Origin of the sequence: Citrobacter sp. Cy070 (assembly GCF_030332245.1) — a bacterium.
Lineage (GTDB): Bacteria > Pseudomonadota > Gammaproteobacteria > Enterobacterales > Enterobacteriaceae > Citrobacter > Citrobacter youngae.
On the sequence record NZ_JAOWIG010000048.1, the window covers coordinates 39,506 to 65,126 of the forward strand.

Consider the following 25,621-nt stretch of genomic DNA (forward strand, 5'->3'; position numbering starts at 1 on the left):
ACGATGATTGGTCGCATTATGTTACATAAAAATACGCTTCTTTTCGCAGCATTATCCGCTGCTCTTTGGGGTAGTGCAACTCAGGCAGCAAATGCTGCTGTAGTGGCGTCACTTAAGCCGTTGGGCTTTATTGCTTCAGCGATTGCAGATGGGGTTACAGACACCCAGGTTCTGTTGCCTGACGGGGCTTCCGAACACGATTATTCGCTGCGTCCTTCAGACGTAAAACGCTTACAGAACGCGGACTTAGTTGTTTGGATAGGTCCGGAAATGGAGGCGTTTATGGAAAAGTCAGTCAAGAATATTCCTAACGCAAAACAGGTAACGATTGCGCAGCTCAATGACGTGAAACCGTTACTCATGAAAGGCGCTGACGATGATGATGACGATCATGGGCATAACGACGCTCACGGCGAAAAAAGTGACGAGCATCACCATCATGGTGATTACAACATGCATCTTTGGCTTTCCCCAGAGATAGCGCGGGCCTCAGCGGTTGCAATCCATGATAAATTAGTGGAACTTATGCCGCAAAGTCGAGCCAAACTTGACGCCAACCTGAAGGATTTTGAGGCACAATTAGCCGCAACCGATAAGCAGGTAGGTAACGAGCTCGCACCGCTCAAGGGTAAAGGGTATTTCGTTTTTCATGACGCCTATGGCTACTACGAAAAACACTACGGGCTAACACCGCTTGGTCACTTTACCGTGAACCCTGAGATTCAACCTGGTGCGCAGCGTTTACATGAAATAAGAACACAGTTGGTTGAGCAAAAAGCAACCTGCGTTTTTGCTGAGCCACAGTTCAGGCCAGCGGTCGTTGAAGCCGTAGCGAGAGGGACATCCGTTCGAATGGGAACGTTGGATCCCCTCGGAACGAATATCAAACTGGGTAAAACAAGCTATTCAGCGTTTCTGAACCAATTAGCCAACCAGTATGCGAGCTGCCTGAAAGGAGATTAATGAGGAAGTGAATACGTGCAACAGATAGCCCGCTCTGTCGCTCTGGCGTTTAATAATTTGCCGCGACCCCATCGTGTTATGTTGGGGTCGCTTACTGTTCTGACATTGGCCGTCGCAGTCTGGCGGCCTTATGTATACCATCCCGACTCTGCACCCATCGTTAAAACCATTGAGCTGGAAAAAAGCGAGATACGTTCACTGTTGCCAGAGGCCAGCGAACCTATCGATCAAGCCGCTCAGGAAGATGAAGCTATCCCTCAGGACGAACTTGATGACAAGACCTCTGGCGAGGCCGGGGTTCACGAGTATGTTGTCTCTACCGGCGATACGCTGAGCAGTATTCTGAACCAGTACGGCATTGATATGGGCGATATCAGCCAGCTTGCCGCATCTGATAAAGATCTACGTAATCTGAAAATTGGCCAGCAACTTTCCTGGACACTGTCTTCGGAAGGTGATTTGCAGCGCCTGACCTGGGAAGTCTCCCGCCGTGAAACTCGTACTTATGATCGTACAGCAACGGGTTTCAAAATGAGCAGCGAAATGCAGCAGGGCGACTGGGTCAACAGCCGAATCAACGGTACGGTGGGCGGTAGTTTCGTCGCCAGTGCAAGAGATGCCGGCCTCACCAGCTCTGAAATCAGCGCAGTGATTAAAGCAATGCAATGGCAGATGGACTTTCGCAAGCTGAAGAAAGGCGATGAGTTCTCCGTTTTGATGTCTCGCGAGATGCTGGACGGTAAACGCGAACAAAGCCAACTGCTGGGCGTTCGTTTGCGCTCTGAAGGCAAGGATTATTACGCGATCCGTGCTGAAGACGGTAAATTCTATGACCGTAACGGGACCGGGCTTGCTAAAGGGTTTATGCGTTTCCCTACGGCGAAGCAGTTCCGTATTTCGTCAAACTTCAATCCGCGTCGCCTGAATCCGGTAACCGGGCGCGTTGCACCGCACAAAGGTGTCGACTTTGCGATGCCGCAAGGTACGCCGGTGCTGTCAGTCGGTGATGGCGAGGTGGTTGTCGCGAAACGGAGTGGCGCGGCCGGATACTATGTTGCTGTTCGTCACGGTCGTACTTACACCACCCGTTACATGCACCTGCGTAAGCTGCTGGTTAAACCGGGGCAAAAAGTGAAACGTGGCGATCGCATTGCGCTGTCAGGTAACACCGGGCGTTCTACGGGCCCGCACCTGCACTACGAAGTATGGGTCAACCAGCAGGCTGTGAACCCGTTGACGGCAAAACTGCCGCGTACGGAAGGGTTGAGCGGTTCGGATCGTACCGAGTACCTGGCTCAGGTGAAAGAGGTTCTGCCTCAGTTACGCTTCGATTAATAAATACACTGACAGAGCCGGTACGCTATGCGTGCCGGCTTTTTTATTTTGTACGGGACACGGTGCGCCGCTACACTATCAGCAGATTTACTTTTTCGCGGCCCCCGATACTGGAAGAGCATGGAAACGAAAAAAAAGAGTATTGAGTATATCCCTGAGTTTCAAAAATCATTCCGTCACCCGCGCTACTGGGGCGCCTGGCTTGGCGTGGCAGCGATTGCAGGGATTGCATTAACGCCCGCGTCATTTCGCGATCCCGTTCTGGCGAAACTGGGGCGGCTTGCCGGACGGCTGGGGAAAAGTTCGCGTCGTAGAGCGCTTATTAATTTATCCCTCTGTTTTCCGGAGCGCAGCGAAGCCGAGCGTGAGGCCATCGTTGATGAGATGTTTGCGACTGCGCCTCAGGCGATGGTTATGATGGCAGAATTAGCCATGCGCGGTCCGGAGAAAATCCAGCACCGCGTTGACTGGCAGGGCCTGGAAATTATCGATGAGATGCGACGTAATGAGGAAAAGGTGATTTTTCTCGTCCCTCACGGCTGGGGTGTTGATATTCCGGCAATGCTGATGGCAGCTCAAGGCCAGAAAATGGCAGCGATGTTCCATAACCAGGGTAATCCGGTATTTGACTATGTCTGGAATACGGTACGTCGACGTTTCGGCGGTCGTTTACATGCACGTAACGACGGTATTAAACCTTTTATTCAGTCGGTACGGCAGGGATACTGGGGATATTACTTACCGGATCAGGACCACGGCCCGGAGCACAGCGAGTTTGTCGATTTCTTCGCGACCTATAAGGCAACGTTACCGGCGATTGGCCGCCTGATGAAGGTTTGTCATGCACGCGTAATACCGCTATTCCCGGTGTACGATGGTAAAACGCATCGCCTGACGATTCAGGTACGCCCCCCCATGGATGACATTCTGACGGCCGATGACCATACAATTGCCAGACGGATGAATGAAGAAGTGGAGATTTTTGTCACCCCACATCTTGAACAATACACCTGGATTCTGAAACTGCTAAAGACCCGCAAACCCGGCGAGATTGAGCCCTATAAGCGCAAAGATCTCTATCCGAAGAAATAAAAAAAGCCTCTCGTTCGAGAGGCTTTTTTGTATCAGGCGACCTGTGCGCCTGATAAGCGAGTAATATCAGGCAGTCAGCAGCGTCGTTATTCTACAGTCAGAATACGTGTGGTGTTGGTGGAGCCGATGGTGCTCATGACATCACCCTGGGTCACAATCACCAGATCGCCTGACACCAGGTAGCCTTTGTCGCGTAGCAGATTGACCGCTTCGTTGGCAGCTACTACACCGTCAGTTTCGCTGTCAAAGTGGACCGGCGTAACGCCACGATACAGAGAGGTCAGATTCAGCGTACGCTCATGACGAGACATCGCGAAAATTGGCAGGCCAGAACTGATGCGTGATGTCATCAGCGCAGTACGACCGGACTCGGTCATGGCGATGATAGCGGTAACGCCTTTCAGATGGTTCGCGGCATACATCGCTGACATGGCGATAGCTTCTTCGACATTATCAAACTGTACGTCGAGACGGTGTTTAGAAACGTTGATGCTCGGGATTTTCTCTGCACCCAGACATACGCGAGCCATAGCTGCGACGGTTTCCGCCGGGTACTGGCCTGCCGCAGTTTCGGCAGACAGCATGACGGCATCAGTCCCATCCAGCACGGCGTTTGCCACGTCCATGACTTCCGCACGCGTCGGCATTGGGTTAGTGATCATTGATTCCATCATCTGCGTTGCGGTAATAACCGCACGGTTCAGCTGACGTGCGCGACGGATCAACGCTTTCTGAATACCAACCAGCTCCGGGTCACCGATTTCCACGCCCAGGTCACCACGCGCAACCATTACCACGTCAGAGGCAAGGATGATGTCATCCATCGCATTCTGGTCGCAGACGGCTTCAGCACGCTCTACCTTGGCAACAATTTTCGCATCGCAGCCAGCGTCGCGCGCCAGGCGGCGGGCATAATTCAGATCTTCGCCACAGCGAGGGAAAGAAACCGCCAGATAGTCAACGCTGATTTGCGCTGCAGTAATGATGTCTGCTTTGTCTTTTTCCGTCAGAGCTTCAGCAGAAAGGCCACCGCCAAGTTTGTTGATGCCTTTGTTGTTGGAGAGCGGGCCACCGACAGTGACTTCGGTGAAGACTTTCATACCCTGAACTTCCAGCACTTTGAGCTGTACGCGACCATCATCCAGCAGCAGGATATCGCCCGGCACAACGTCAGCAGGCAGGCCTTTGTAATCGATGCCGACTTTTTCTTTGTCGCCTTCACCTTTACCGAGGTTGGCGTCTAACAGGAATTTGTCGCCAACATTGAGAAATACTTTACCTTCTTTAAAGGTCGATACGCGGATTTTAGGTCCCTGCAGGTCACCCAAAATAGCTACATGACGTCCCAATTTGGCGGCAATTTCACGGACTTTATCCGCCCGCAATTTGTGATCTTCTGGAGAGCCGTGCGAAAAGTTCATACGTACAACGTTCGCCCCAGCGGCGATAATTTTTTCAAGGTTGTTATCGCGGTCAGTTGCCGGGCCTAAGGTGGTAACGATTTTGGTTCTGCGAAGCCTTCTGGACATGTAATACTCCGTTGACTGAAACAACTTGGTGTTGCGTGAACATTAATCCGGCCGTTCTCGAACATAAACGGTAAAATGAACGACCCGGATGATAAAATGGTAGAACATTGTTATTGCTTTTAGCGGTCATCACTCTTGATGAGTAATTCTTTATCAAAACGCGATTCCTTGAGCGCTTCCTTGACACGCTTCAAGTTATCTCTAAATTTTGCCCCACGGCGCAAAGTAAATCCCGTAGCCAGCACATCTATCACGGTAAGTTGAGCAAGTCGAGAGACCATGGGCATATAAATGTCAGTATCTTCCGGTACATCGAGGGTAATTGCCAGCGTTGCTTCACGTGCCAGCGGAGTACCAGGAGATGTCAGGGCAATCACCATGGCATCGTTTTCTCTTGCCAGTTGTGCCAGTTCCACCAGACTTTTGGTTCTTCCGGTGTGTGAAATGAGCACAATGACATCGTCATCACTACAATTCATACAGCTCATGCGTTGCAGTACGATGTCGTCGGAATAGATAACCGGAACGTTAAAGCGGAAAAATTTATTCATCGCGTCATGCGCTACCGCGGCGGAAGAACCTAAACCAAAGAAGGCAATTTTCTTCGCCTGGGTTAATAAATCTACTGCCCGGTTTACCGCCGCGTTATCCAGCGACTGGCGAACGTGGTCGAGGCTTGCCATCGCTGACTCGAAGATTTTCCCCGTGTAAGATTCAACGCTGTCATCCTCATCTACATTGCGATTAACATAAGGGGTACCATTTGCCAGACTTTGCGCCAGATGCAGTTTAAAATCAGGAAAGCCGCGGGTGTCCATGCTGCGACAGAAACGGTTCACCGTTGGCTCGCTGACATTCGCTTCTACAGCAAGTGCGGCGATACTTGAATGGATTGCCCGCTCGGGAGAGGCAAGAATAATGTCGGCGACTTTACGCTCTGACTTGCTCAAATGTTCCAGTTTTAACTGGATTTTTTCCAGCATATTCATGATGTAGGTAGACTCATGGGTCATGGGCAAAAACGATTTCAGCGATACGGGGAAACCGATACACAATTTAGTGTATAGATATTACCCCTGCTAATGCAGCAACGGGGCAAAATGGACAGAATAGTTGTTGTTTTTTTTCATTACATGATCGGAGTCGGATTTTCATACTTCGTCATGGGTACGAAAAATACGACTTTTTTATCCATTTTGATGGGTTATACGCCAATAAAGCGGCTGTTCGCGGTAACAGCACGGCTGGATAAGCGTTTACGGTTTCCGGATTCACGTAAAAGCAGTACAGTGCACTGTAATAAAATTACAACCAGTGTCTGGCAAAAGCACCAGGCACTTAATTGAGGAGAATGACATGGCGGTAACGCAAACAGCCCAGGCATGTGACCTGGTCATTTTCGGTGCGAAGGGTGACCTGGCGCGACGGAAATTGCTGCCTTCCCTGTATCAACTGGAAAAGGCCGGTCAGATTAACCCGGAAACCCGTATCATTGGGGTTGGGCGTGCTGATTGGGACAAAGCTGCCTATACCAAGGTTGTACGCGAAGCGCTCGAAACTTTCATGAAAGAAAAAATTGATGAAAGTTTATGGGAAACTCTCAGTGGCCGTCTGGAGTTTTGTAACCTGGACGTCAATGACACCGCCGCATTTAGCCGTCTGGGCGAGATGCTGGATCAAAAATCACGTACCACGATTAACTATTTCGCTATGCCGCCAAGCACCTTTGGCGCGATCTGCAAAGGCTTGGGTGAAGCAAAGCTGAATGCTAAACCCGCTCGCGTGGTGATGGAAAAACCGCTGGGCACGTCTCTGGCGACATCCCGTGAAATCAACGATCAGGTTGGCGAGTACTTCGAAGAGTGCCAGGTTTATCGTATTGACCACTATCTCGGGAAAGAGACGGTCCTGAACCTGTTGGCACTGCGTTTTGCCAACTCCCTGTTTGTGAACAACTGGGATAACCGCACTATCGATCACGTAGAAATTACCGTGGCTGAAGAGGTCGGTATTGAAGGCCGCTGGGGCTATTTTGACCAGGCCGGTCAAATGCGCGATATGATCCAGAACCACTTGCTGCAAATCCTCTGCATGATCGCAATGTCCCCTCCGGCTGATCTGAGCGCCGACAGCATTCGCGATGAGAAAGTGAAGGTCCTGAAATCGCTGCGTCGCATCGATCGCTCGAACGTGCGTGAAAAAACGGTTCGCGGCCAGTACACCACTGGTTTTGCCCAGGGTAAAAAGGTACCGGGTTACCTGGAAGAAGAGGGCGCGAATAAGAGCAGCAATACGGAAACGTTTGTGGCGATCCGCGTCGATATCGATAACTGGCGTTGGACGGGTGTACCGTTCTACCTGCGTACCGGTAAACGTTTACCAACCAAGTGCTCTGAAGTGGTGGTTTATTTCAAAACACCTGAGCTGAATCTGTTTAAAGAATCCTGGCAGGATCTGCCGCAGAACAAGTTGACTATTCGTTTGCAGCCTGATGAAGGGGTTGATATCCAGGTACTGAACAAAGTGCCGGGTCTGGACCACAAACATAATCTGCAGATCACTAAGCTGGATCTGAGCTACTCAGAAACCTTCAACCAAACGCACCTGGCCGACGCCTATGAGCGCCTGCTGTTGGAAACCATGCGCGGTATTCAGGCTCTGTTTGTGCGTCGCGATGAAGTCGAAGAGGCCTGGAAGTGGGTGGATTCAATTACTGAAGCCTGGGCGATGGATAACGAGTCGCCGAAGCCTTATCAGGCAGGAACCTGGGGACCGGTTGCGTCTGTGGCCATGATTACCCGTGACGGTCGTTCCTGGAACGAATTCGAGTAAAAGATCATCTAGCCATTAGGTGTTATTTTACCGGTAACATGATCTAGCACAGATTGTAGAATAATTTTTGCACTTTTAAACCTCGCGTGGATTCACCCGCGAGGTTTTTTTTATTACACTGCCTGAAACGATTTTGCCCCTGAGCTACGGCTAACAAGCGATTCAGCTATATTTAGTAATGCTGAATACATTGTTTACCCAACCGCTCTGACAGATAAATTTTAGGAGCCTCTATGAATCCGAATTTGTTACGCGTAACACAACGTATCGTCGAACGTTCCCGGGACACGCGTTCCGCCTACCTCGCTCGAATCGAACAGGCTAAAACGACGACCGTCCATCGCTCACAGCTGGCATGCGGCAATCTGGCGCATGGTTTTGCCGCCTGTCAGCCGGAGGATAAAGCCTCGCTCAAAAGCATGTTGCGTAACAATATCGCGATCATTACCTCCTATAACGACATGCTTTCCGCACACCAGCCGTATGAACACTATCCGGCCATCATTCGCAAAGCACTACATGAAGCCAATGCGGTGGGCCAGGTTGCTGGTGGCGTACCTGCGATGTGCGACGGTGTGACCCAGGGCCAGGACGGTATGGAGCTTTCTCTGCTAAGTCGTGAAGTCATTGCGATGTCAGCGGCTGTGGGGCTCTCACACAATATGTTCGACGGTGCGTTGTTCCTCGGTGTATGTGACAAGATTGTCCCGGGCCTGGTCATGGCGGCGCTTTCCTTCGGTCATCTGCCTTCAATCTTCATCCCTTCAGGCCCGATGACGAGTGGTCTGGCGAACAAAGAGAAAGTGCGTATTCGTCAACTGTATGCCGAAGGCAAAGTGGATCGTATGGCACTGCTCGAATCCGAGGCTGCGTCTTATCATGCGCCGGGTACCTGTACGTTCTACGGCACCGCTAACACCAACCAGATGGTAGTGGAGTTCATGGGCATGCAGTTGCCAGGCTCCTCTTTTGTTCACCCGGATGCACCACTGCGTGAAGCATTGACCGCAGCGGCGGCCCGTCAGGTAACACGTCTGACCGGTAACGGTAATGAGTGGATGCCGATCGGGAAAATGATCGATGAAAAAGTGGTTGTGAACGGTATTGTGGCACTGCTGGCGACCGGCGGTTCAACCAACCATACGATGCACCTGGTAGCCATGGCGCGTGCAGCCGGTATTCTGATTAACTGGGACGACTTCTCCGATCTATCCGATATCGTGCCGCTGATGGCGCGTCTGTACCCGAATGGCCCGGCAGACATTAACCATTTCCAGGCTGCTGGCGGTGTGCCTGTATTAATGCGTGAACTGCTGAATGCGGGTCTGTTACATGAAGATGTGAACACTGTCGCTGGATTCGGTTTATCGCGCTACACCCTGGAGCCGTGGCTCAACAATGGTGAACTGGACTGGCGCGAAGGTGCGGAAAAATCACTGGACAGCAATGTGATTGCCGCCTTTGATCAGCCATTCTCCCATCACGGCGGCACTAAAGTACTGAGTGGTAACCTGGGGCGTGCGGTGATGAAAACCTCAGCTGTTCCAGTTGAAAATCAGGTGATTGAAGCGCCTGCAGTTGTTTTCGAAAGTCAGCATGATGTGTTACCGGCGTTTGATGCGGGTCTGCTTGACCGGGATTGTGTGGTCGTTGTGCGCCATCAGGGACCAAAAGCGAACGGAATGCCAGAATTACATAAACTCATGCCGCCACTTGGTGTATTATTGGACCGTTGTTTCAAAATTGCGTTAGTTACCGATGGACGACTTTCAGGTGCTTCAGGTAAAGTGCCTTCAGCAATCCATGTAACTCCAGAAGCTTACGATGGCGGGCTGCTGGCGAAAGTGCGCGATGGCGACATCATTCGTGTGAATGGACAGACAGGTGAATTAACGCTGCTGGTTGATGAAGAGGAACTTGCTTCCCGTCAGCCTCACATCCCTGACCTTAGCGCTTCGCGCGTGGGTACCGGGCGTGAAATGTTCAGCGCGTTGCGTGAAAAGCTGTCCGGTGCGGAGCAGGGCGCAACCTGTATCACTTTTTAAGACTTAATTTGTAATCAGGCGAGAGAAAACTCTGATGAAAAACTGGAAGACAAGTGCAGAAGCAATCCTGACCACTGGCCCGGTTGTACCGGTTATTGTGGTTAACAAACTGGAACACGCTGTGCCGATGGCAAAAGCGTTAGTTGCAGGGGGCGTGCGCGTTCTGGAAGTGACGTTACGTACCGCATGTGCGATGGATGCCATTCGCGCGATCGCCAAAGAAGTTCCGGATGCTATCGTTGGTGCGGGTACCGTACTGAATCCACAACAGCTGGCTGAAGTCACCGAAGCGGGTGCACAGTTCGCCATCAGCCCGGGTCTGACCGAGCCGCTGCTGAAAGCCGCAACTGAAGGCACTATTCCGTTGATCCCGGGTATCAGCACCGTTTCTGAACTGATGCTGGGTATGGACTACGGTTTGAAAGAGTTCAAATTCTTCCCGGCGGAAGCGAACGGCGGTACGAAAGCGCTGCAGGCGATTGCGGGTCCGTTCTCACAGGTCCGTTTCTGCCCAACCGGTGGTATCTCTCCAGCGAATTACCGCGACTACCTGGCACTGAAAAGCGTACTGTGCATTGGCGGTTCCTGGCTGGTTCCGGCGGATGCGCTGGAAGCGGGTGATTACGATCGTATCACCAAACTGGCTCGCGAAGCGGTTGAAGGCGCGAAGCAGTAAGCTATCAACGTGTAAACCGAAGGCCCGATAAGAGGCGTTAGCGCCGATATCGGGCTTTGCCGGATGGGGTTTTACTGCCTCATCCGGTCTACGGCTCCGGTTTTAACCTGTCACTTTTACCTGTGAAGCCGCGTTTTTTGCGCGATCAACAGCTTCTTCAACACTTTCTGCAGTTGCCAGTACGACACCTAAACGACGCGTACCGTCGATTTCGGGTTTACCAAACAGACGTATCTGCAAACCCGCGCCAACGGCAGCATCCACATTATCAAAGGTAACGTTTTGGCTGCTTAGCTTCGGCAGGATCACCGCTGATGCTGACGGCCCATACTGGCGGATTGCGCCAACGGGAAGACCAAGGAATGCACGCACGTGCAGGGCAAACTCGGACAGATCCTGAGAAATCAGCGTCACCATACCCGTGTCGTGAGGGCGAGGGGAGACTTCGCTGAAAATCACTTCATCACCGCAGACAAACAGTTCGACCCCAAACAGTCCGTGGCCTCCCAGCGCCAGCACCACCTTACGGGCAATCTCCTGCGCGCGCGCCAGTGCCAGTTCACTCATCTGCTGCGGCTGCCAGGATTCACGATAGTCGCCGTCTTCCTGGCGATGTCCAACCGGTGCGCAAAAATGTACGCCGTCAATGGCGCTGACGGTAAGCAGTGTGATTTCAAAATCGAAATTCACCACGCCTTCGACGATAACGCGCCCGGCGCCAGCTCGCCCGCCCTGTTGAGCATAGTCCCAGGCTGCAGCGAGCTGATCGGCTGAGCGGATAAAGCTTTGTCCTTTACCGGACGAACTCATTACCGGTTTCACGATGCAGGGATAGCCGATTTCAGCGACGGCTTCGCGAAAGCGGACTTCACTGTCAGCAAAGCGGTAAGAAGAGGTCGGTAGAGACAATTCTTCGGCGGCGAGGCGACGGATTCCTTCCCGGTTCATGGTCAGTTGCGTTGCTCTTGCACATGGCACAACACGCTGGCCTTCCTGCTCCAGTTTTACCAGCATATCCGTGGCGATCGCCTCAATTTCCGGCACGATATAATGTGGTTTTTCACGCTCGACGAGCTGGCGTAATGCTTCGCCATCCAGCATGTTGATAACGTATGAGCGATGGGCAACGTGCATGGCTGGCGCGTCGGGGTAACGATCCACGGCAATGACTTCCACACCCAGGCGTTGACATTCAATTGCCACTTCTTTACCCAGTTCTCCCGAACCTAATAACATCACTCGCGTTGCTGCTGGACGCAGCGCTGTGCCTAATAACGTCATAAATTAATCCCCTGTTTTATCTGGGCTCAGTATATACGAAAACGTTTGCGTCTGTCTTTATTACCAGGTTGATTTCAGGGCTTAAAAAGAATATACTGTACATAAATACAGGTAATTTAAGAGGCTGCAAAATGGCGGTTGAAGTTAAATACGTAGTCATTCGGGAAGGTGAGGAAAAAATGTCGTTTACCAGCAAAAAGGAAGCCGATGCGTATGACAAAATGCTGGATACAGCGGATTTGCTCGATACATGGCTGGAGCAATCGCCGGTAGCGCTTGAAGACGAGCAGCGCGAAGCGCTTTCCCTGTGGCTGGCTGAGCAAAAAGATGTGCTAAGCGCCATCCTCAAAAACGGCAAGCTGCCTTCTCCACAGGTGGTCGACAACGACGCGCACGCTGAGGATGATACCCAGGCGGCCTGAAGCGACTTGCGCTCCTGATATTTTGTACCATGCTTTTCCCTGAATCATTGTGCAATCCCTGACGTTATTTCCCGTTGCTACAGGCAATCTGAATGACGAAGGGGAGATTAAGGAGAAAAGAATGTATAAAAAAAGAACGTTATTGAGCCTGCTGCTGCTGTCTGCCAGCGTATCTGTATTTGCGGCAAATATGGAAAGCAAAAACGTCCAGTTCCCCAAGTGTGAGGGACTGGACGCTAACGGTATTGCGGCGAGCGTGAAACGTGATTATCAACAAAATCGCATCGCGCGCTGGGCTGACGATCAAAAGCGCGTCGGGCAAGCCGATCCGGTCGCCTGGGTAAACACGCCCGATATTACGGGCAAAGACGGTAAATGGTCTGTCCCCCTGACTGTTCGCGGTAAAAGTGCGGATATTCACTATCAGGTAAAAGTCGACTGCAAAGCCGGAACAGCGGAGTATCAGCCGCAGTAACGGAGGTATTTGCACATCTTTTGATGACCTGAACACTTCCTGACATCCCCTCGGGTACGCTTTGATGATTATTCGTCTGTACTTGAGGGGCAAAATGGCTAACTGGCTAAATCAACTACAATCTCTTCTTGGGCAAAAGGGTTCCTCCGCGTCATCTTCTGGCGAGCAAGGGCTGAGTAAACTTCTCGTTCCAGGCGCGTTAGGCGGTCTGGCAGGATTACTGGTTGCCAACAAATCTTCTCGTAAATTACTGAGTAAATACGGCACCAGCGCGCTTCTGGTGGGCGGCGGTGCGGTTGCCGGGACTGTGTTATGGAACAAGTACAAGGATAAAGTTCGCGCAGCGCATCAGGATGAGCCGCAGTTTGGTGCACAAAGCTCACCGCTGGATGAGCGAACCGAACGCCTGATTCTGGCGCTGGTTTTTGCGGCGAAAAGCGATGGCCATATTGATGCCAAAGAACGTAGCGCTATTGAGCAGCAGCTCCGTGAAGCGGGCGTGGAAGAGCAGGGCCGCGTTCTGATTGAACGTGCGATTGAACAACCACTCGATCCTCAGCGTCTGGCTCAGGGGATCCGTAACGAAGAAGAAGCGCTGGAAATTTACTTCCTGAGCTGTGCGGCGATTGATATCGACCACTTTATGGAACGCAGTTATCTGAATGCATTGGGTGATGCGTTGAAGATCCCGCAGGATGTTCGTGAAGGGATTGAGCAGGATCTTAAGGAACAAAAACAGGCCCTGCCGGGTTAAATAGTTACCGCCAAGGCGCATGTTTCGCTTGCATCATTGCTGACTTTTGCCACCCTTATAGGATGATTAAGCAAAAGAACAATGACATGCTACCTAAAGCTCCTCGTATTCCCCACGCCATGACGCAGCATGGCGACACCCGCGTTGATAATTATTACTGGTTGCGAGATGACACCCGCTCGCAACCAGAAGTACTGAATTACCTGCAACAAGAAAATGCATATGGCCGCCAGGTGATGGCTTCGCAGCAAGCTTTGCAGGAGCGTGTTCTGAAAGAGATTATCGACCGTATTCCCCCTCAGGATGTGTCTGCACCGTATGTGAAAAATGGGTACCGCTATCGCCATCTCTATGAACCGGGGTGCGAATATGCCATTTATCAACGTCAGTCTGCCTTCAGTGAAGAGTGGGATGAATGGGACACCTTGTTGGATGGTAACCAGCGCGCGGCCCACAGTGAGTTTTATACGCTGGGAGGACTGGCGATATCCCCGGATAACACCATTATGGCGCTGGCTGAGGATTATCTGTCCCGCCGGCAATATGGCGTGCGTTTTCGCAACTTACAAACGGGTAACTGGTACCCGGAGGTACTTGAAAACGTCGAGCCGGAATTAGTCTGGGCCAACGACTCGCAGACTTTCTATTATGTCCGCAAGCATGAAACCACATTGCTGCCGTATCAGGTCTGGCGGCATACCGTAGGCTCGCCATCATCACTGGATGAGCTGGTATATGAAGAAGCCGATGATATGTTTTATGTCAGTCTGCATAAAACCACCTCACAGCACTATGTTGTTATTCATATTGCGAGTGCAACCACCAGTGAGGTTCTGCTCATTGATGCAGAACTGGCTGATGCAGAGCCACTGGTCTTTTTAGCTCGACGCAAAGACCACGAATACAGTCTCGATCACTATCAGCACAATTTTTATCTGCGCTCCAACCGTCAGGGGAAAAATTTCGGCCTGTACCGTACCCGTGTTCGTGATGAGCAAGTCTGGGAGACGCTGATCCCTCCGCGTGACAACGTGATGCTGGAGGGCTTTACGCTGTTCACAGACTGGCTGGTGGTGGAAGAGCGCCAGCGGGGCTTAACCAGTCTGCGTCAGATCAATCGTAAAACGCGCGAAGTGGTCGGTATCGCCTTTGACGATCCGGCGTATGTGACATGGCTTGCCTATAACCCTGAGCCGGAGACCTCGCGCCTGCGTTATGGCTATTCCTCCATGACCACCCCGGATACGCTGTTTGAACTGGATATGGACACCGGAGAGCGTCGCGTGCTCAAGCAGACGGAGGTTCCCGGATTTGATGCGGCGAACTACCGCAGCGAACACGTATGGATCACCGCGCGGGATGGTACCGAGGTTCCGGTTTCGCTGGTTTACCATCAAAAGTACTTCCTGAAAGGAAAAAATCCGTTACTGGTTTACGGCTATGGCTCGTATGGCGCCAGCATGGACGCCGATTTCAGCAGCAGCCGCTTGAGCCTGCTGGATCGCGGCTTTGTTTATGCCATTGCCCATGTCCGTGGCGGCGGTGAGTTAGGGCAACAGTGGTACGAAGACGGTAAGTTTCTGCATAAGAAAAATACCTTCAATGATTATCTCGACGTCTGCGATGCACTGCTAAAAATGGGCTATGGCGCGCCTTCGCTATGTTATGGCATGGGAGGAAGCGCCGGAGGAATGTTAATGGGTGTTGCCATCAATGAGCGCCCCGAACTGTTTCATGGCGTCATTGCACAGGTGCCATTTGTCGATGTGCTGACCACAATGCTGGATGAGTCAATTCCACTGACGACCGGTGAGTTTGAAGAGTGGGGTAATCCGCAGGAGGAAGAGTATTACACCTACATGAAAAGCTACAGTCCGTATGACAATGTTACCGCGCAGGCTTATCCGCATCTGCTGGTGACAACGGGCTTGCACGACTCCCAGGTGCAATACTGGGAACCGGCAAAGTGGGTGGCAAAACTGCGTGAGCTGAAAACGGACGACCATCTGCTGTTACTCTGCACGGATATGGATTCCGGGCACGGCGGTAAATCCGGACGTTATAAATCTTACGAAGGTGTGGCCCTGGAATACGCGTTTTTGATTGGGCTGGCGCAGGGCACACTGCCTGGACAAGCGTAAACTCAGGCGTTATCCAGATAGTGTTTCAGCGTTAGGCGCAATTCCGGGCTCATATTGTCAAGGTTGTTAAACAGCCAGCGCAAATAGCCCGGATCGCGTTCAGCGACTTCAGATACCGGTTTCCCGCGGTATTTTCCGAAGGTAAATGTGGTTAGCAACGCAGGACGACCGGTGACATCGGCCATTTGCTCCGGGGTCCAGCCGGACGTCTTCATAATGTCGATCAGCAGTGCCGCTGTGATGTAGCAGTCATAAAGCGCGCGGTGGTGGTGCAGACCAGACGGCGTCTGGACGCTCAGCTTGCGGGATTTATAGAGTGCCATATTGCTGTATTTGATCCCCGGCCACAGACGGCGGGAAAGTTTCATGGTGCAAATCCATTCTCCTGGCATTTCGGGCAGCACACGCCGATCAAAACTGGCGTTATGCGCCACGTACCACTCGCTGCCGTAATACTGCGGGATGATGTCTTCAATCCACGGTTTATCCGCTACCATCGCTTCAGTGATGTGATGGATAGCCATGGCTTGTGGACTGATGGGACGGTCAGGACGCACCAGATGGCTCATGGGATTGACGATCGTTCCGTCAACGACATCGACAGACGCAATCTCAACAATGCCTCCCTGCAGACCACAGGTTTCTGTATCTATTATGCGCAACATGCCGGGCTCCAGACCAAAACGACTAGCGTAATGGAATGATATCACCTTGCCAACCCCGTGGCGTGCGTTGTCCGGTTAACAGTAACGAACCGCTGTCTGCGCGTACAATTAACCGACCCCCTTCATCCCACAACGCGCTGCTGCCACGTGCATTGGCCATCAGCACCGCAATGGCGAATTTATGTGAAAAACTTTGCAGGCGCGAAGCGGAAGAGAGCAGTTCTGGTTCGCTGACGGACTGACAGGTTGTGAACAGCGAAAATGTCGGGTCGATATCAATACCTTCCGGCTGACTGTCGACAACGCTGATGGCATTTTGTTGCCTGGCGATACAGGCGCCATGGCTTTGATGAAACATTAACGGCGAGGTCATCCAGGGAGAGAAAAGCGCTATTCCCTTCACAAAGCGATCGTGATGCTCTACCGACAACCCGGCAATGATGGTCATACGATACGTGGCCGCAGCGTGGGCGAGGGGTTGCAATAACTCTTCATCAGGTGGGGCTGGGAGAGCGTCGTCTTCGTCCACACATCCCAACAGGGACAATGATGGAAAAACCAACAATTCGCATTGGCATTTAGCCGCTGCCTGAATGAACTGCAAATGATGGGCGACGTGTTCGCTTAATGATCGTTGAAGTGGTTCGTACTGCGCTGCAGCAATTTTCCAGTGTGACATAATGATTTCCTTTTCATAGTGTCTACAACCATCCTTAAATAGTAGATTAAGAATGTACTTATACTGTAGCAGGCATCATGTAAGGAATTGTAACTTAATATAAGGTTTATTTAACTTTAGGCTCGTAAGGTAAACGTGACAGGGAAACAGAAGCTAAACGGTGCGCGATCAGGCGTTCACGGAACCAGTCGCGTAAATGTGCAGGCTGTTCACGCTCGACTACTTCAGCAACGACAGGCATGTTGTAGCGCTCTTTAAATGCGACACCTGCCGCAGCGAGATCGACGTTAACCTTATCCATTTCTGCTTGCTCAAGTTTGGCCAGATTAATATTCATACGTTTTTCCTCATCTCTCCATTAGCGCGCAAAAGTTACTAAGAGTGCGCATTAATGGCAAGCCTGAAATGATGATTCTCGACTCGATCATTGTAGAAGGTTATTCTCTATAGATTAGACATAACAAAAAGGAATAGTTGAAATGGCTTCATCTGCATCTATGCTTCGCAGCGCTCTCATCGTACTCGCCAGCGTGCTTGCAACGCCCGCCGCCCTGGCGCATGCCCACCTCACAAAACAAAGCCCGGCGGCTAATGCCGAGGTTGCGGCATCTCCTCAGGCGTTGACGCTGAATTTTTCTGAAGGCGTAGAGCCGGGATTCAGCGGCGCAACGCTGACAGGTCCAAACAAAGAACAGATCAAAACGGGCAAGGCGTCACGCAGTGAGCAGGACAAAACACAGCTGATTGTTCCGCTTGATCAAACACTTGAAGCAGGAAAATATACGGTCGACTGGCACGTTGTTTCCGTGGATGGTCACAAGACGAAAGGACAATATACCTTTAGCGTGAAATAACCGATGCTGGCGTTTACCTGGGTTGCACTGCGTTTTATCCATTTTACCACGCTGATGCTGGTGTTTGGCTGTGCGCTCTATGGTGCATGGCTGGCGCCTGTATCGCTCCGTCGTTTGATGATGCGTCGTTTCTTGCATCTGCAACGCCACGCCGCGGCGTGGAGCTTTATCAGCGCGACGCTGATGCTGGCGGTTCAGGGGGGATTAATGGGCGCGGGTTGGCAGGATGTCCTCTCCATCTCCGTTTGGGGAGCTGTCCTGCAAACACAATTCGGGGGCGTCTGGCTGTGGCAAATTATCCTTGCGCTAGTCACTCTGGCGGTGACTATTATCGTACCGCGCAGTATGCCGCGACGACTGCTAATGCTGACGATTGCGCAGTTTATTCTGCTGGCGGGCGTTGGGCATGCGACATTGCACGATAGCGTAACTGGCACACTTCATCAGATTAACCATGCGCTGCATCTGATATGCGCTGCAGCGTGGTTTGGCGGCTTGCTGCCGGTGCTCTACTGTATGAGAATGGCGCATGGACGCTGGCGCGATCAAGCCATCAGTACCATGATGCGCTTCTCCCGCTATGGGCATCTTTTTGTGATTGGCGTGTTGCTTACCGGCATCATGAATGCGCTGTTTATTGTCGGTTTTTCTGTTCCCTGGCATGCGGCTTATGGGAGACTGCTGTTGTTAAAATGTGCCCTGGTCATGCTAATGGTGGCGATTGCGCTGGTGAATCGGTATGTTCTTGTTCCACGTATGCAGCAGGATAACCGCTGCATGACCCTCTATTTTATTTGGATGACGAAGCTGGAATGGGGTATAGGCGCTGTTGTGCTGGCAATTGTCAGCCTGTTTGCAACCCTCGAACCGTTCTGATGGACTGGCAAAACGTATGAAAAAAATTATTATCTCTTTATTGCTACTGGCAAGTTCGGGAGTGGCACTGGCTGCGCCGCAGGTCATTACCGTCAGCCGTTTTGAGGTTGGCAAAGATAAATGGGCGTTTAATCGTGAAGAGGTGATGCTGACCTGCCGTCCGGGCAACGCGCTGTATGTCATCAATCCCAGCACGCTGGTGCAATACCCGCTGAATGATGTTGCCAGACAGCAGGTTGAGAGCGGTAAAATCACGGCAAAACCGATCGACGTTATCCAGATTGACGATCCGACTAAACCTGGCGAAAAAATGAGCCTTGCTCCGTTTATCGAGCGCGCAGAAAAACTCTGTTAATTGTCAGATGTAGTGCTCTGATTTCCAATAAAAAACCGCAAGGATCTCACAGGAGAACTTGCGGTTTTTACATTGTAGCGAGTGACAATCTCCCTTTTTTTCAGACCACTTTAGTCGCGGACTGGAAAACCTGGCGCTGTCATCTATTCTTAAATGGCAGGGTAACTTAGCCTGCATTAATGCCAACTTTTAGCGCACGGCTCTCTCCCAAGAGCCATTTCCCTGGACCGAATACAGGAATCGTATTCGGTCTCTTTTTATGTGCTTGTTTTCGTTGGGTTTTTTCTGTGCTTTCACGAAATCCCACGAAAATTACTCGAAATTTCCATATCCTGTCTAAACCATAACATATTCTGCACCGCGTGCGTCCAGGTATTTTTGGGTCATTGTTAAATTTTTTGCCCCAGCAGTCTCTGAGCAAAACCTCTGTGTTCTCTTTTCTGGCGCGAAGACTTGAGACCATGCTTTCCTGCAGACAGAGTACGTAACCTTCCAGAACAGTCGATATGTCCCTGGTGTTGACGGCCACCAGCAGCAGTCCACAGTACCGCATTTATACGTTAAGTTTTATCGTGGGATTGTCGATATTACTCTTTATTGGCATTTCAAAAGGAATAAAAGATGAAATATTTCTATGCTTACCATGGACCCAAAAATACAAAAGATTTTGACTACAGTAATGGGTATGGGGTTGGGCAGGAATGGAAAACCCGTCAAGTGACCCCTGGTGACCGCCTTTTTGTTATTCAAAAACTCTCTGGAAAGCGAGACTTCCAGTTGTGTGGCTTATTCGAAATTATTGATACTTTTGTGGACCCAAACAACGCTTATCCATATCGAGTTCAACTGAAAGACCTATCCACTCTTGATACTTTCCTTCCGGTGGATGAATTGCTCGTTGGTGAACAACTCCCTCCCAGCAAGCGAAAAGAGGAATGGACTAATTTTAAACGACATTTTTGTCATCAGGGAGCTTCATTTGAAGCGCCTTTGTGCGAAGAAATTGTGTCGGTTCTCAGTTTATTGATTGCAATACCTGATTATCAAATGGGGACATATGCTCGCAGGGAAGACGGTCTACGCATGGTTAAAATTCGCCGGGAGCAGGCAAAATTTCGTAAAGCGGTGATGTCGAATTGGGGCAATAAATGCGCAATTACCGGCAGTACTTTGGCAGTTGAAGCTTGCCACATAATTAGCCATGCCAATAAAGGCTTACCGAGTGTAGAAAATGGCATTGCACTTGCTGCTGATTTTCATAAGTTATTTGATAGTGACCATCTGAGCTTTCGGGATAATCGAGTTATTCTTTCAGAATCTGCCCGTCTCGAACCACGATATAAAGATTTTCATGATACTGAACTGCGGAAGCCACTGAAACCAGTTGATCTATCAGTGAAATAACGGATCAACCAGGCAGAATAATAGTAACACTATTAAAACGTGAAGAAGCCCTATCGCAAAGGCGAATTGTGGGTAGCATCCACAGCATAGTTATTCTGGGCTGCATGACATCGACAGCAGAGAGTTTGTAGTGATGTCAAATCGTACCCTGCGCAAATCATCGCGTGTCGTATGCGGTTTACTCCTCGTTTCATGCCGCTATTGCTAAAGTTATAGGCAGGCAATATCCGAGAGTAGAAGGTCATATGGGGCTGTCTGACAACGTCTACCAGAGGGTCGAAGGAACAAACTGGCGTCACATCTGGGTCGTGGGAGATCTTCACGGCTGTTTTTCTATGCTGATGGATAAATTGCGCCAGTGTCGGTTTGATCCGTGGCGCGATCTATTGGTTTCTGTCGGCGATGTTACCGATCGTGGGCCTGATAGTCTGCGCTGTCTACAGTTGCTTCGCCGAAACTGGATGATAGCGGTCAGGGGGAATCACGAGCAGATGGCGTTGGATGCGCTGGTAACGGGGGATCTGCAGCTGTGGTTTATGAATGGGGGCTCGTGGTTTGCGCAGGCAGCACAACCCGCGGCAAGATTTGCTCTTGAAGCCTGTCAGCAATTACCGTGGATTCTGGAACTGCATTGTCAGAATGGCGTACACGTGATTGCCCATGCTGATTACCCGGATGATATTTATCTGTGGCGAAAAGAGGTCGATTTGCAACGGGTGTTGTGGGATCGTGCGCGATTAATGAATAAAGGCAGTGGAATTCATGGCGCAGATCACTTTTGGTTTGGCCATACGCCCCTGCGCCATCGGCTTGATCGCGATAATCTGCACTATATTGATACCGGCGCGGTATTTGGCGGTGAGCTAACGTTGGTGCAGTTACAATAATTAGAAATCACTATATTCCTGAGCAGGACGCCAGAAGCTGTCGATATAGTCTTCGGCCGGCAAGCATCCGCCGTTGCGAATGCGCTGATCGTCCATCGAAATTAAGCACTGCCGTTCTGTATTGTAGACATCAACCACGATATCTTCACAACCGCCATCCAGGTAGCAAACAAAAAGAATCAGCGTGAACATTCCATCCTCAAATTGTATTGCCGTATCAATAGTGTAGAAGAAATTGCAGTTAATGGGGGGGGGAGAAATAAGTTAACGCGTCACTGTGTACTCATTCGTGAAGGGCAGGTACGTTTCACCGGGCAGTTCGAAAGATTGCAACCAGTGGGTAAATTTTCTTACGGCCCCATCTTGCCTGTCATTCCACAGCAGAGAATAGGTTCCGGTATCGATAGTCAAATCGCCAAATGGCGCAACCAGCCTTCCTGTTTTCAGGTGTTTTTCACAGAATAAATAGGGCATTACGGCCAAACCCAAGCCATCTTCAGCCGCCTGCATTGCCGCAAATGTATGATCCAGCGTGATAATCTGGTTACTTTCTTGATGATCATTTGGGAAATGGCTATGCCAGCGTTTCCAGAGATCGTTACGCGCACGAATTTGAATTTTTATATGATCGTCCAGTTGATCTGGCGAGACCAGAGGTCGGCTGTGCAGGTACTGCTGGCTACAAACCAGCAGGCTTGATTCCCGAAGAAATGGAACAGGTTTAAGCCCGGAAAAATGTGCCGGATCCCGGCGAATCGCGACATCAAAGGGAGAAGCGAAGCTAACGGGACCAATGCTGGTGGTGACATCGACGGTGAGTTCAGGGTGGATTTCATTCAGCTCAGCCAGTCTTGGCATTAGCCAGTGCATGGCGAATGTGGGCAGGCACTGGATGGTTAACCTTCCCGAAAAGGTGTTAGCGCTGACCTCTTTTTCTGCCTGCGCAAGTTCATCGAGTAACCGTGTTGCGACGCGGGAAAAGGTCTCGCCAGCACTCGTCAGCCTGACAGATTTGTGTGCACGATAAAACAGTTGTACGCCCAGTTGTGCTTCCAGTGCGCGGATATGTCGGCTGACTGCTCCTGTGGTGATAAACAGTTCATCAGCTGCCGCACTGAAGCTGCTTCTACGCGCAGCAGCTTCGAATGCCGGCAAATGGGGGAGCGAGAGTAATCGTGTCATTGGTTGAGTCTAACTCAACCAATTGACACAATAAAGATCGTTTGTCAGCCTCTTCCCCTTGCTCATAACATGGCCGGTAACGCTCTGGCTCATTATCGATATTCACTTTTTCTGAAGGCAATTTTAGTGAAAGCATTCAATTTGTTTTGCCTTGGACGGGCGGGGACATGCCTGGGGACAATGGCTTTTGCTGGTGCACTTCCGGTAATACGTGAAGAGTGGCATATAGACGCCGCCGCTGCGGGAACAATACAGACGGTATTTAGTATTTCAAACGCCTGCGCCTTATTTGCTGCCTCCTGGCTGTGCGACTATCTGGGGGCTCGCAAGGTGTATCTCATTTTCTCGTGGTTCGGTGTGCTCGCTTTATTGCTTTTTGCCTGTTTTGCCCGCTCTTATTCCTCCGCTCTGGTCATGATGGCCTTTGTCGGATTGACCCAGGGTGGGGCCTACACGCCAGCGATGATGTTGGCTATGGGCATGAACAGCGTGCCCAAACGTGGACTTGCCGTTGGGATGATCCTGGCCGCAGGTTCGTTTGGCTACCTGCTGTCTGTATTTATCTCCGCCTGGGGAGCATTGCGCTGGGGAGCTTCCTTTGCGTTCTCTTTATGTGCCGCTGGCGCATTGGTTGGCGCGGTATCCGGTTCAGTGGCGTTATCCGGCTATCAGGAAGACATGTACAGGACGCAGAAGCAGGGGGGATCGGCAAAGAGCCATGTTCTGTCGGTCGGCGCGATACTGCTGATGGTAGGTTATATTGCGCATTGCTGGGAGTTACTGGGGAGCTGGGCATGGACCCCCAGCCTGGTGACGAATGCGCTGCAAGCCTGGCAGATGGAGCCGATGGCCACCGGGTTGATCGTCGCCTGTGCTGTACATTTATCGGGGATGTTCTCGACGCTGATTGTAGGGGCAATCTCCGATTATTTTAATCGCGCATCGGTGTTGATTTTTATGGGCGCTGCTGGCGCGTTGAGTTCACTCCTGATGGGATTATCGGTTTCCTGGGGGGCGGGGTGGACATTATTGTTCGCGTTTATGGGGAGTTTCTTCATTCTTGGTGATTCAGGCGTCTTATCTGCCGCGATTGCCGATAATGTGCCTCAGGCAAAGCTGGGGAGTGTGATGGGATTGCGGTCGCTGCTTGGATTTGGCGTGGGGTCTCTTGCGCCTTTAACATTTGGTGTGGTGATGGATTCAACGCAAAGCTGGGAACTCGCTTATAGCGTGCTGGCTGCGGGGGGAACCATCGCTTTCTTCTCCGCCTGCGTACTTAGATTCAATTGTTTTAACGCCAATAAATAACCCGTCTGGCGACGGGTTCTTTTTGAATCAGGCAAAGCGCATGACCCAGGCATCTGACTTACGATCGTAGTGCTCGCGGAATAGAACGGAATGTTCTCCATTGAGAAGGGCCGGGACGCTGGTGTCGGCATCCCAGGCGTCCAGTTGCATACATAAATCCGGATCGGATTTACAAGGAATGGTTAACGTTCGGTCCCCCGGCGATTCGCCATGTAACTCGGCGTCGTCGATTTCAAAAGCGCCAATGCGCACACTGGTTTTCATCATCGTGCTCTCCGTTGATTTGCGGGTTGTGGTACGACCAGTTAAGCCGCCCATTTTTCAGCGTAGTCAACGTGGGCAAAAGCGCCAGTAAAAACGTGCGTTATCCTGTAAAGAGTTTTCCATCCCGGACAAGATCGCGTGGATAACTGTTCTTCAACCGTGATCCAATACGTTTTGCCAGTCCAATCGGCTGACGCTGGAACGTGACCAGTACATCGTCGGTTGTTGGTGAGGTTTGTGGGTAGACATCTCTGCCGCGATACCACTCTTCCGCTTCTTCAAGCGTCAGTTCAAACGCATTGTGATGTTCTGGGTTAGCAAGGGCGATAACTGCCTCATGCTGCCAGCGGTAACCCTTATTGTGGGTTTCAGCGAGTTTAATCCCGAGGCGGGAAAAACGGACTTTACCAATCAGCGGTTCAATGTCTGTCGGGAATAACCAAATTTCTTTATCACGCTGCCAAAGGCGCAGATTGTCTTGCCATTGCAATCCACAGGCGGTAGCAGCCTGGGTGATTTGTGCGGCTTCCCGGCTTTTCAGCGGGCTGAAGGGGAAATTTCCCACCTTATATTTCGGTGCAGGCAGTGCAGGGATAGGGGTTGTTTTTCGCAAACGCGCGACAAAGAATCCTTCACAGTCATAAATTTGCGGGAACACGTGCAGGAATCCCTCAGGTGTCAGGGCGCGTCCGGCCTCCGGAAATAAATCACCCAGAGGAAGAAACTCGACGGCGTCCGGGTAAGTCTCAATCAACCACTGCATGACGTTTTCATTTTCGTCACGGTTAAGCGTACAGGTCGAGTAAACCAACGTGCCGCCGGGGCGCAGAGCGTGAAAGGCGCTGTCGAGCAGTTCGCGCTGAGTTGCGGCTATTTCCAGATTACTTTCTGGCGACCAGTTTTTTAGCGCATCAGGGTCTTTACGCATCACGCCTTCGCCGGAACATGGGGCGTCCAGCAAAATGGCATCGAAGGATTCAGGCAACGCTGCGCCAAATACCCGGCCGTCAAAATGGGTGAGCGCGACATTGGCTATCCCGCAACGGCTGATATTGGCATGCAGAACTTTGACGCGACTGGCGGAAAACTCATTCGCCAGAATCGCGCCCTGATTATTCATTTTTGCGGCAATTTGCGTGGTTTTAGATCCGGGGGCTGCCGCAACATCCATGACACGTTGCGGAGTATTACCTTCGGCAAACAACGCGGCGACTGGCAGCATTGAGCTGGCTTCCTGAATATAAAACAGACCGCTTAAATGTTCTGCGGTGCTGCCGAGCGGTACAGACTCTTCATCGTTGCGCTCAATCCAAAAGCCTTCAGCACACCAGGGAACCGGAGTGAGTGACCAGCCATAAGGCGCGGTTAAGTCGAGAAAATCAGCAACGGAGATTTTCAGCGTATTGATGCGGATACTGCGGCGTAATGGACGCTGGCAGGCTGCGAGAAAATCTTCAAAAGAGAGCGAGGAAGGCATTGCTTCACGCATTTGTGTCAGAAAGGCGTCAGGAAAATAAGCCACTTGGTACCACCGGCAAAAAAACAGGTGCGCAGTGTAGCATATACCCTCAATAATTCGAGTTGCAGGACAACTACGCGCCT

At 51.2% G+C, this 25,621-nt stretch carries 26 protein-coding genes; 16 read left to right on the forward strand and 10 right to left on the reverse strand.

The features are described 5' to 3' along the window. Positions 1-18: 18 nt before the first annotated feature. The 3 genes from znuA (at position 19) to lpxM (ending at position 3,390) form a co-directional block, all read left to right on the forward strand. Entirely contained in the window at positions 19-963 is a 945-nt protein-coding gene (znuA, locus tag OGY19_RS05860) for a zinc ABC transporter substrate-binding protein ZnuA (protein ID WP_005120703.1), read from the forward strand. Between the two features lie 15 nt (positions 964-978). Next, entirely contained in the window at positions 979-2,298 is a 1,320-nt protein-coding gene (gene mepM, locus OGY19_RS05865) for a murein DD-endopeptidase MepM (protein ID WP_071887356.1), read from the forward strand. A gap of 120 nt (positions 2,299-2,418) precedes the next feature. Then, the gene (gene lpxM / locus OGY19_RS05870) at positions 2,419-3,390 is read left to right on the forward strand and encodes a lauroyl-Kdo(2)-lipid IV(A) myristoyltransferase (protein WP_061068077.1); all 972 of its coding nucleotides are present in this window, start codon (positions 2,419-2,421) and stop codon (positions 3,388-3,390) included. Between the two features lie 86 nt (positions 3,391-3,476). Here lpxM and pyk read toward each other — a convergent pair whose 3' ends face one another. After that, positions 3,477-4,919, reverse strand: a complete 1,443-nt coding sequence (pyk, locus tag OGY19_RS05875; protein ID WP_003034890.1) for a pyruvate kinase — start codon at positions 4,917-4,919, stop codon at positions 3,477-3,479. A gap of 119 nt (positions 4,920-5,038) precedes the next feature. Continuing rightward, the gene (locus tag OGY19_RS05880) at positions 5,039-5,908 is read right to left on the reverse strand and encodes a MurR/RpiR family transcriptional regulator (RefSeq protein WP_003034893.1); all 870 of its coding nucleotides are present in this window, start codon (positions 5,906-5,908) and stop codon (positions 5,039-5,041) included. Positions 5,909-6,275: 367 nt separating this feature from the next. On the opposite strand from OGY19_RS05880, the gene zwf reads away from it, so the two are divergent. The 3 genes from zwf to kdgA all read left to right on the forward strand — a co-directional run bounded on the left by zwf (position 6,276) and on the right by kdgA (position 10,472). Continuing rightward, positions 6,276-7,751 (forward strand): glucose-6-phosphate dehydrogenase, encoded by a 1,476-nt coding sequence (zwf, locus tag OGY19_RS05885; RefSeq protein ID WP_061068076.1) that lies wholly within the window; start codon positions 6,276-6,278, stop codon positions 7,749-7,751. A gap of 233 nt (positions 7,752-7,984) precedes the next feature. After that, positions 7,985-9,796 carry a phosphogluconate dehydratase gene (gene edd, locus OGY19_RS05890; RefSeq protein WP_101742223.1) on the forward strand — a complete coding sequence of 604 codons (1,812 nt, stop codon included), beginning with the start codon at positions 7,985-7,987 and terminating at the stop codon, positions 9,794-9,796. A 34-nt stretch (positions 9,797-9,830) separates the two neighbouring features. Next, positions 9,831-10,472: a bifunctional 4-hydroxy-2-oxoglutarate aldolase/2-dehydro-3-deoxy-phosphogluconate aldolase gene (kdgA, locus tag OGY19_RS05895; RefSeq protein WP_003034901.1), complete on the forward strand. Its 642-nt coding sequence runs from the start codon at positions 9,831-9,833 to the stop codon at positions 10,470-10,472. A 102-nt stretch (positions 10,473-10,574) separates the two neighbouring features. On the opposite strand, the gene purT is transcribed toward kdgA, so the two are convergent. After that, positions 10,575-11,753 (reverse strand): formate-dependent phosphoribosylglycinamide formyltransferase, encoded by a 1,179-nt coding sequence (gene purT, locus OGY19_RS05900; RefSeq protein WP_048211377.1) that lies wholly within the window; start codon positions 11,751-11,753, stop codon positions 10,575-10,577. 131 nt (positions 11,754-11,884) lie between these two features. Here purT and yebG point away from each other — a divergent pair, with 131 nt between their 5' ends. The 4 genes from yebG to ptrB all read left to right on the forward strand — a co-directional run bounded on the left by yebG (position 11,885) and on the right by ptrB (position 15,545). Further along, a complete protein-coding gene (yebG, locus tag OGY19_RS05905; RefSeq protein ID WP_048211378.1) occupies positions 11,885-12,175 on the forward strand; it encodes a DNA damage-inducible protein YebG in 291 nt (96 codons plus the stop codon). Between the two features lie 121 nt (positions 12,176-12,296). Then, positions 12,297-12,650 (forward strand): protein YebF, encoded by a 354-nt coding sequence (gene yebF / locus OGY19_RS05910; protein ID WP_003034909.1) that lies wholly within the window; start codon positions 12,297-12,299, stop codon positions 12,648-12,650. A gap of 94 nt (positions 12,651-12,744) precedes the next feature. Further along, the gene (locus OGY19_RS05915; protein ID WP_061068073.1) at positions 12,745-13,404 is read left to right on the forward strand and encodes a tellurite resistance TerB family protein; all 660 of its coding nucleotides are present in this window, start codon (positions 12,745-12,747) and stop codon (positions 13,402-13,404) included. A gap of 86 nt (positions 13,405-13,490) precedes the next feature. Further along, positions 13,491-15,545: an oligopeptidase B gene (gene ptrB / locus OGY19_RS05920; protein ID WP_186336737.1), complete on the forward strand. Its 2,055-nt coding sequence runs from the start codon at positions 13,491-13,493 to the stop codon at positions 15,543-15,545. A 2-nt stretch (positions 15,546-15,547) separates the two neighbouring features. Here the strand turns inward: ptrB and exoX are convergent, their stop codons facing one another. From exoX to OGY19_RS05935, 3 genes are all read right to left on the reverse strand, one after another. Then, a complete protein-coding gene (gene exoX / locus OGY19_RS05925; RefSeq protein WP_061068071.1) occupies positions 15,548-16,210 on the reverse strand; it encodes an exodeoxyribonuclease X in 663 nt (220 codons plus the stop codon). A 22-nt stretch (positions 16,211-16,232) separates the two neighbouring features. Next, complete coding sequence (locus OGY19_RS05930) at positions 16,233-16,889, reverse strand: carbon-nitrogen hydrolase family protein (RefSeq protein WP_061068070.1); 657 nt, start codon at positions 16,887-16,889, stop codon at positions 16,233-16,235. A 106-nt stretch (positions 16,890-16,995) separates the two neighbouring features. Then, positions 16,996-17,226, reverse strand: coding sequence for a DNA polymerase III subunit theta (locus OGY19_RS05935; protein ID WP_005120732.1), 231 nt, complete (start codon positions 17,224-17,226; stop codon positions 16,996-16,998). A gap of 142 nt (positions 17,227-17,368) precedes the next feature. Between OGY19_RS05935 and yobA the strand changes: the two genes are divergently transcribed. The 5 genes from yobA to pphA all read left to right on the forward strand — a co-directional run bounded on the left by yobA (position 17,369) and on the right by pphA (position 21,265). Beyond that, positions 17,369-17,743: a CopC domain-containing protein YobA gene (gene yobA / locus OGY19_RS05940; protein ID WP_044711069.1), complete on the forward strand. Its 375-nt coding sequence runs from the start codon at positions 17,369-17,371 to the stop codon at positions 17,741-17,743. Positions 17,744-17,746: 3 nt separating this feature from the next. Beyond that, positions 17,747-18,619: a copper homeostasis membrane protein CopD gene (gene copD, locus OGY19_RS05945; RefSeq protein ID WP_115601875.1), complete on the forward strand. Its 873-nt coding sequence runs from the start codon at positions 17,747-17,749 to the stop codon at positions 18,617-18,619. A gap of 16 nt (positions 18,620-18,635) precedes the next feature. Further along, a complete protein-coding gene (locus OGY19_RS05950; protein ID WP_115601876.1) occupies positions 18,636-18,974 on the forward strand; it encodes a YebY family protein in 339 nt (112 codons plus the stop codon). 621 nt (positions 18,975-19,595) lie between these two features. Further along, the gene (locus OGY19_RS05955; protein ID WP_048211385.1) at positions 19,596-20,378 is read left to right on the forward strand and encodes an HNH endonuclease; all 783 of its coding nucleotides are present in this window, start codon (positions 19,596-19,598) and stop codon (positions 20,376-20,378) included. 245 nt (positions 20,379-20,623) lie between these two features. Continuing rightward, the gene (pphA, locus tag OGY19_RS05960; RefSeq protein ID WP_061068066.1) at positions 20,624-21,265 is read left to right on the forward strand and encodes a protein-serine/threonine phosphatase; all 642 of its coding nucleotides are present in this window, start codon (positions 20,624-20,626) and stop codon (positions 21,263-21,265) included. On the opposite strand, the gene OGY19_RS05965 is transcribed toward pphA, so the two are convergent. Then, a complete protein-coding gene (locus OGY19_RS05965) occupies positions 21,266-21,457 on the reverse strand; it encodes a YdfD/YebW family protein (RefSeq protein WP_048211387.1) in 192 nt (63 codons plus the stop codon). A gap of 72 nt (positions 21,458-21,529) precedes the next feature. Beyond that, on the reverse strand, positions 21,530-22,447 hold the full coding sequence (locus OGY19_RS05970) for a LysR substrate-binding domain-containing protein (RefSeq protein ID WP_061068065.1): 918 nt from the start codon (positions 22,445-22,447) through the stop codon (positions 21,530-21,532). 69 nt (positions 22,448-22,516) lie between these two features. Here OGY19_RS05970 and OGY19_RS05975 point away from each other — a divergent pair, with 69 nt between their 5' ends. Then, positions 22,517-23,755 carry an MFS transporter gene (locus OGY19_RS05975; RefSeq protein ID WP_115601878.1) on the forward strand — a complete coding sequence of 413 codons (1,239 nt, stop codon included), beginning with the start codon at positions 22,517-22,519 and terminating at the stop codon, positions 23,753-23,755. Between the two features lie 27 nt (positions 23,756-23,782). On the opposite strand, the gene OGY19_RS05980 is transcribed toward OGY19_RS05975, so the two are convergent. Beyond that, the gene (locus tag OGY19_RS05980; RefSeq protein ID WP_101742234.1) at positions 23,783-24,019 is read right to left on the reverse strand and encodes a YebV family protein; all 237 of its coding nucleotides are present in this window, start codon (positions 24,017-24,019) and stop codon (positions 23,783-23,785) included. 100 nt (positions 24,020-24,119) lie between these two features. After that, the gene (gene rsmF, locus OGY19_RS05985; protein ID WP_115601879.1) at positions 24,120-25,541 is read right to left on the reverse strand and encodes a 16S rRNA (cytosine(1407)-C(5))-methyltransferase RsmF; all 1,422 of its coding nucleotides are present in this window, start codon (positions 25,539-25,541) and stop codon (positions 24,120-24,122) included. Positions 25,542-25,621 lie beyond the last annotated feature (80 nt).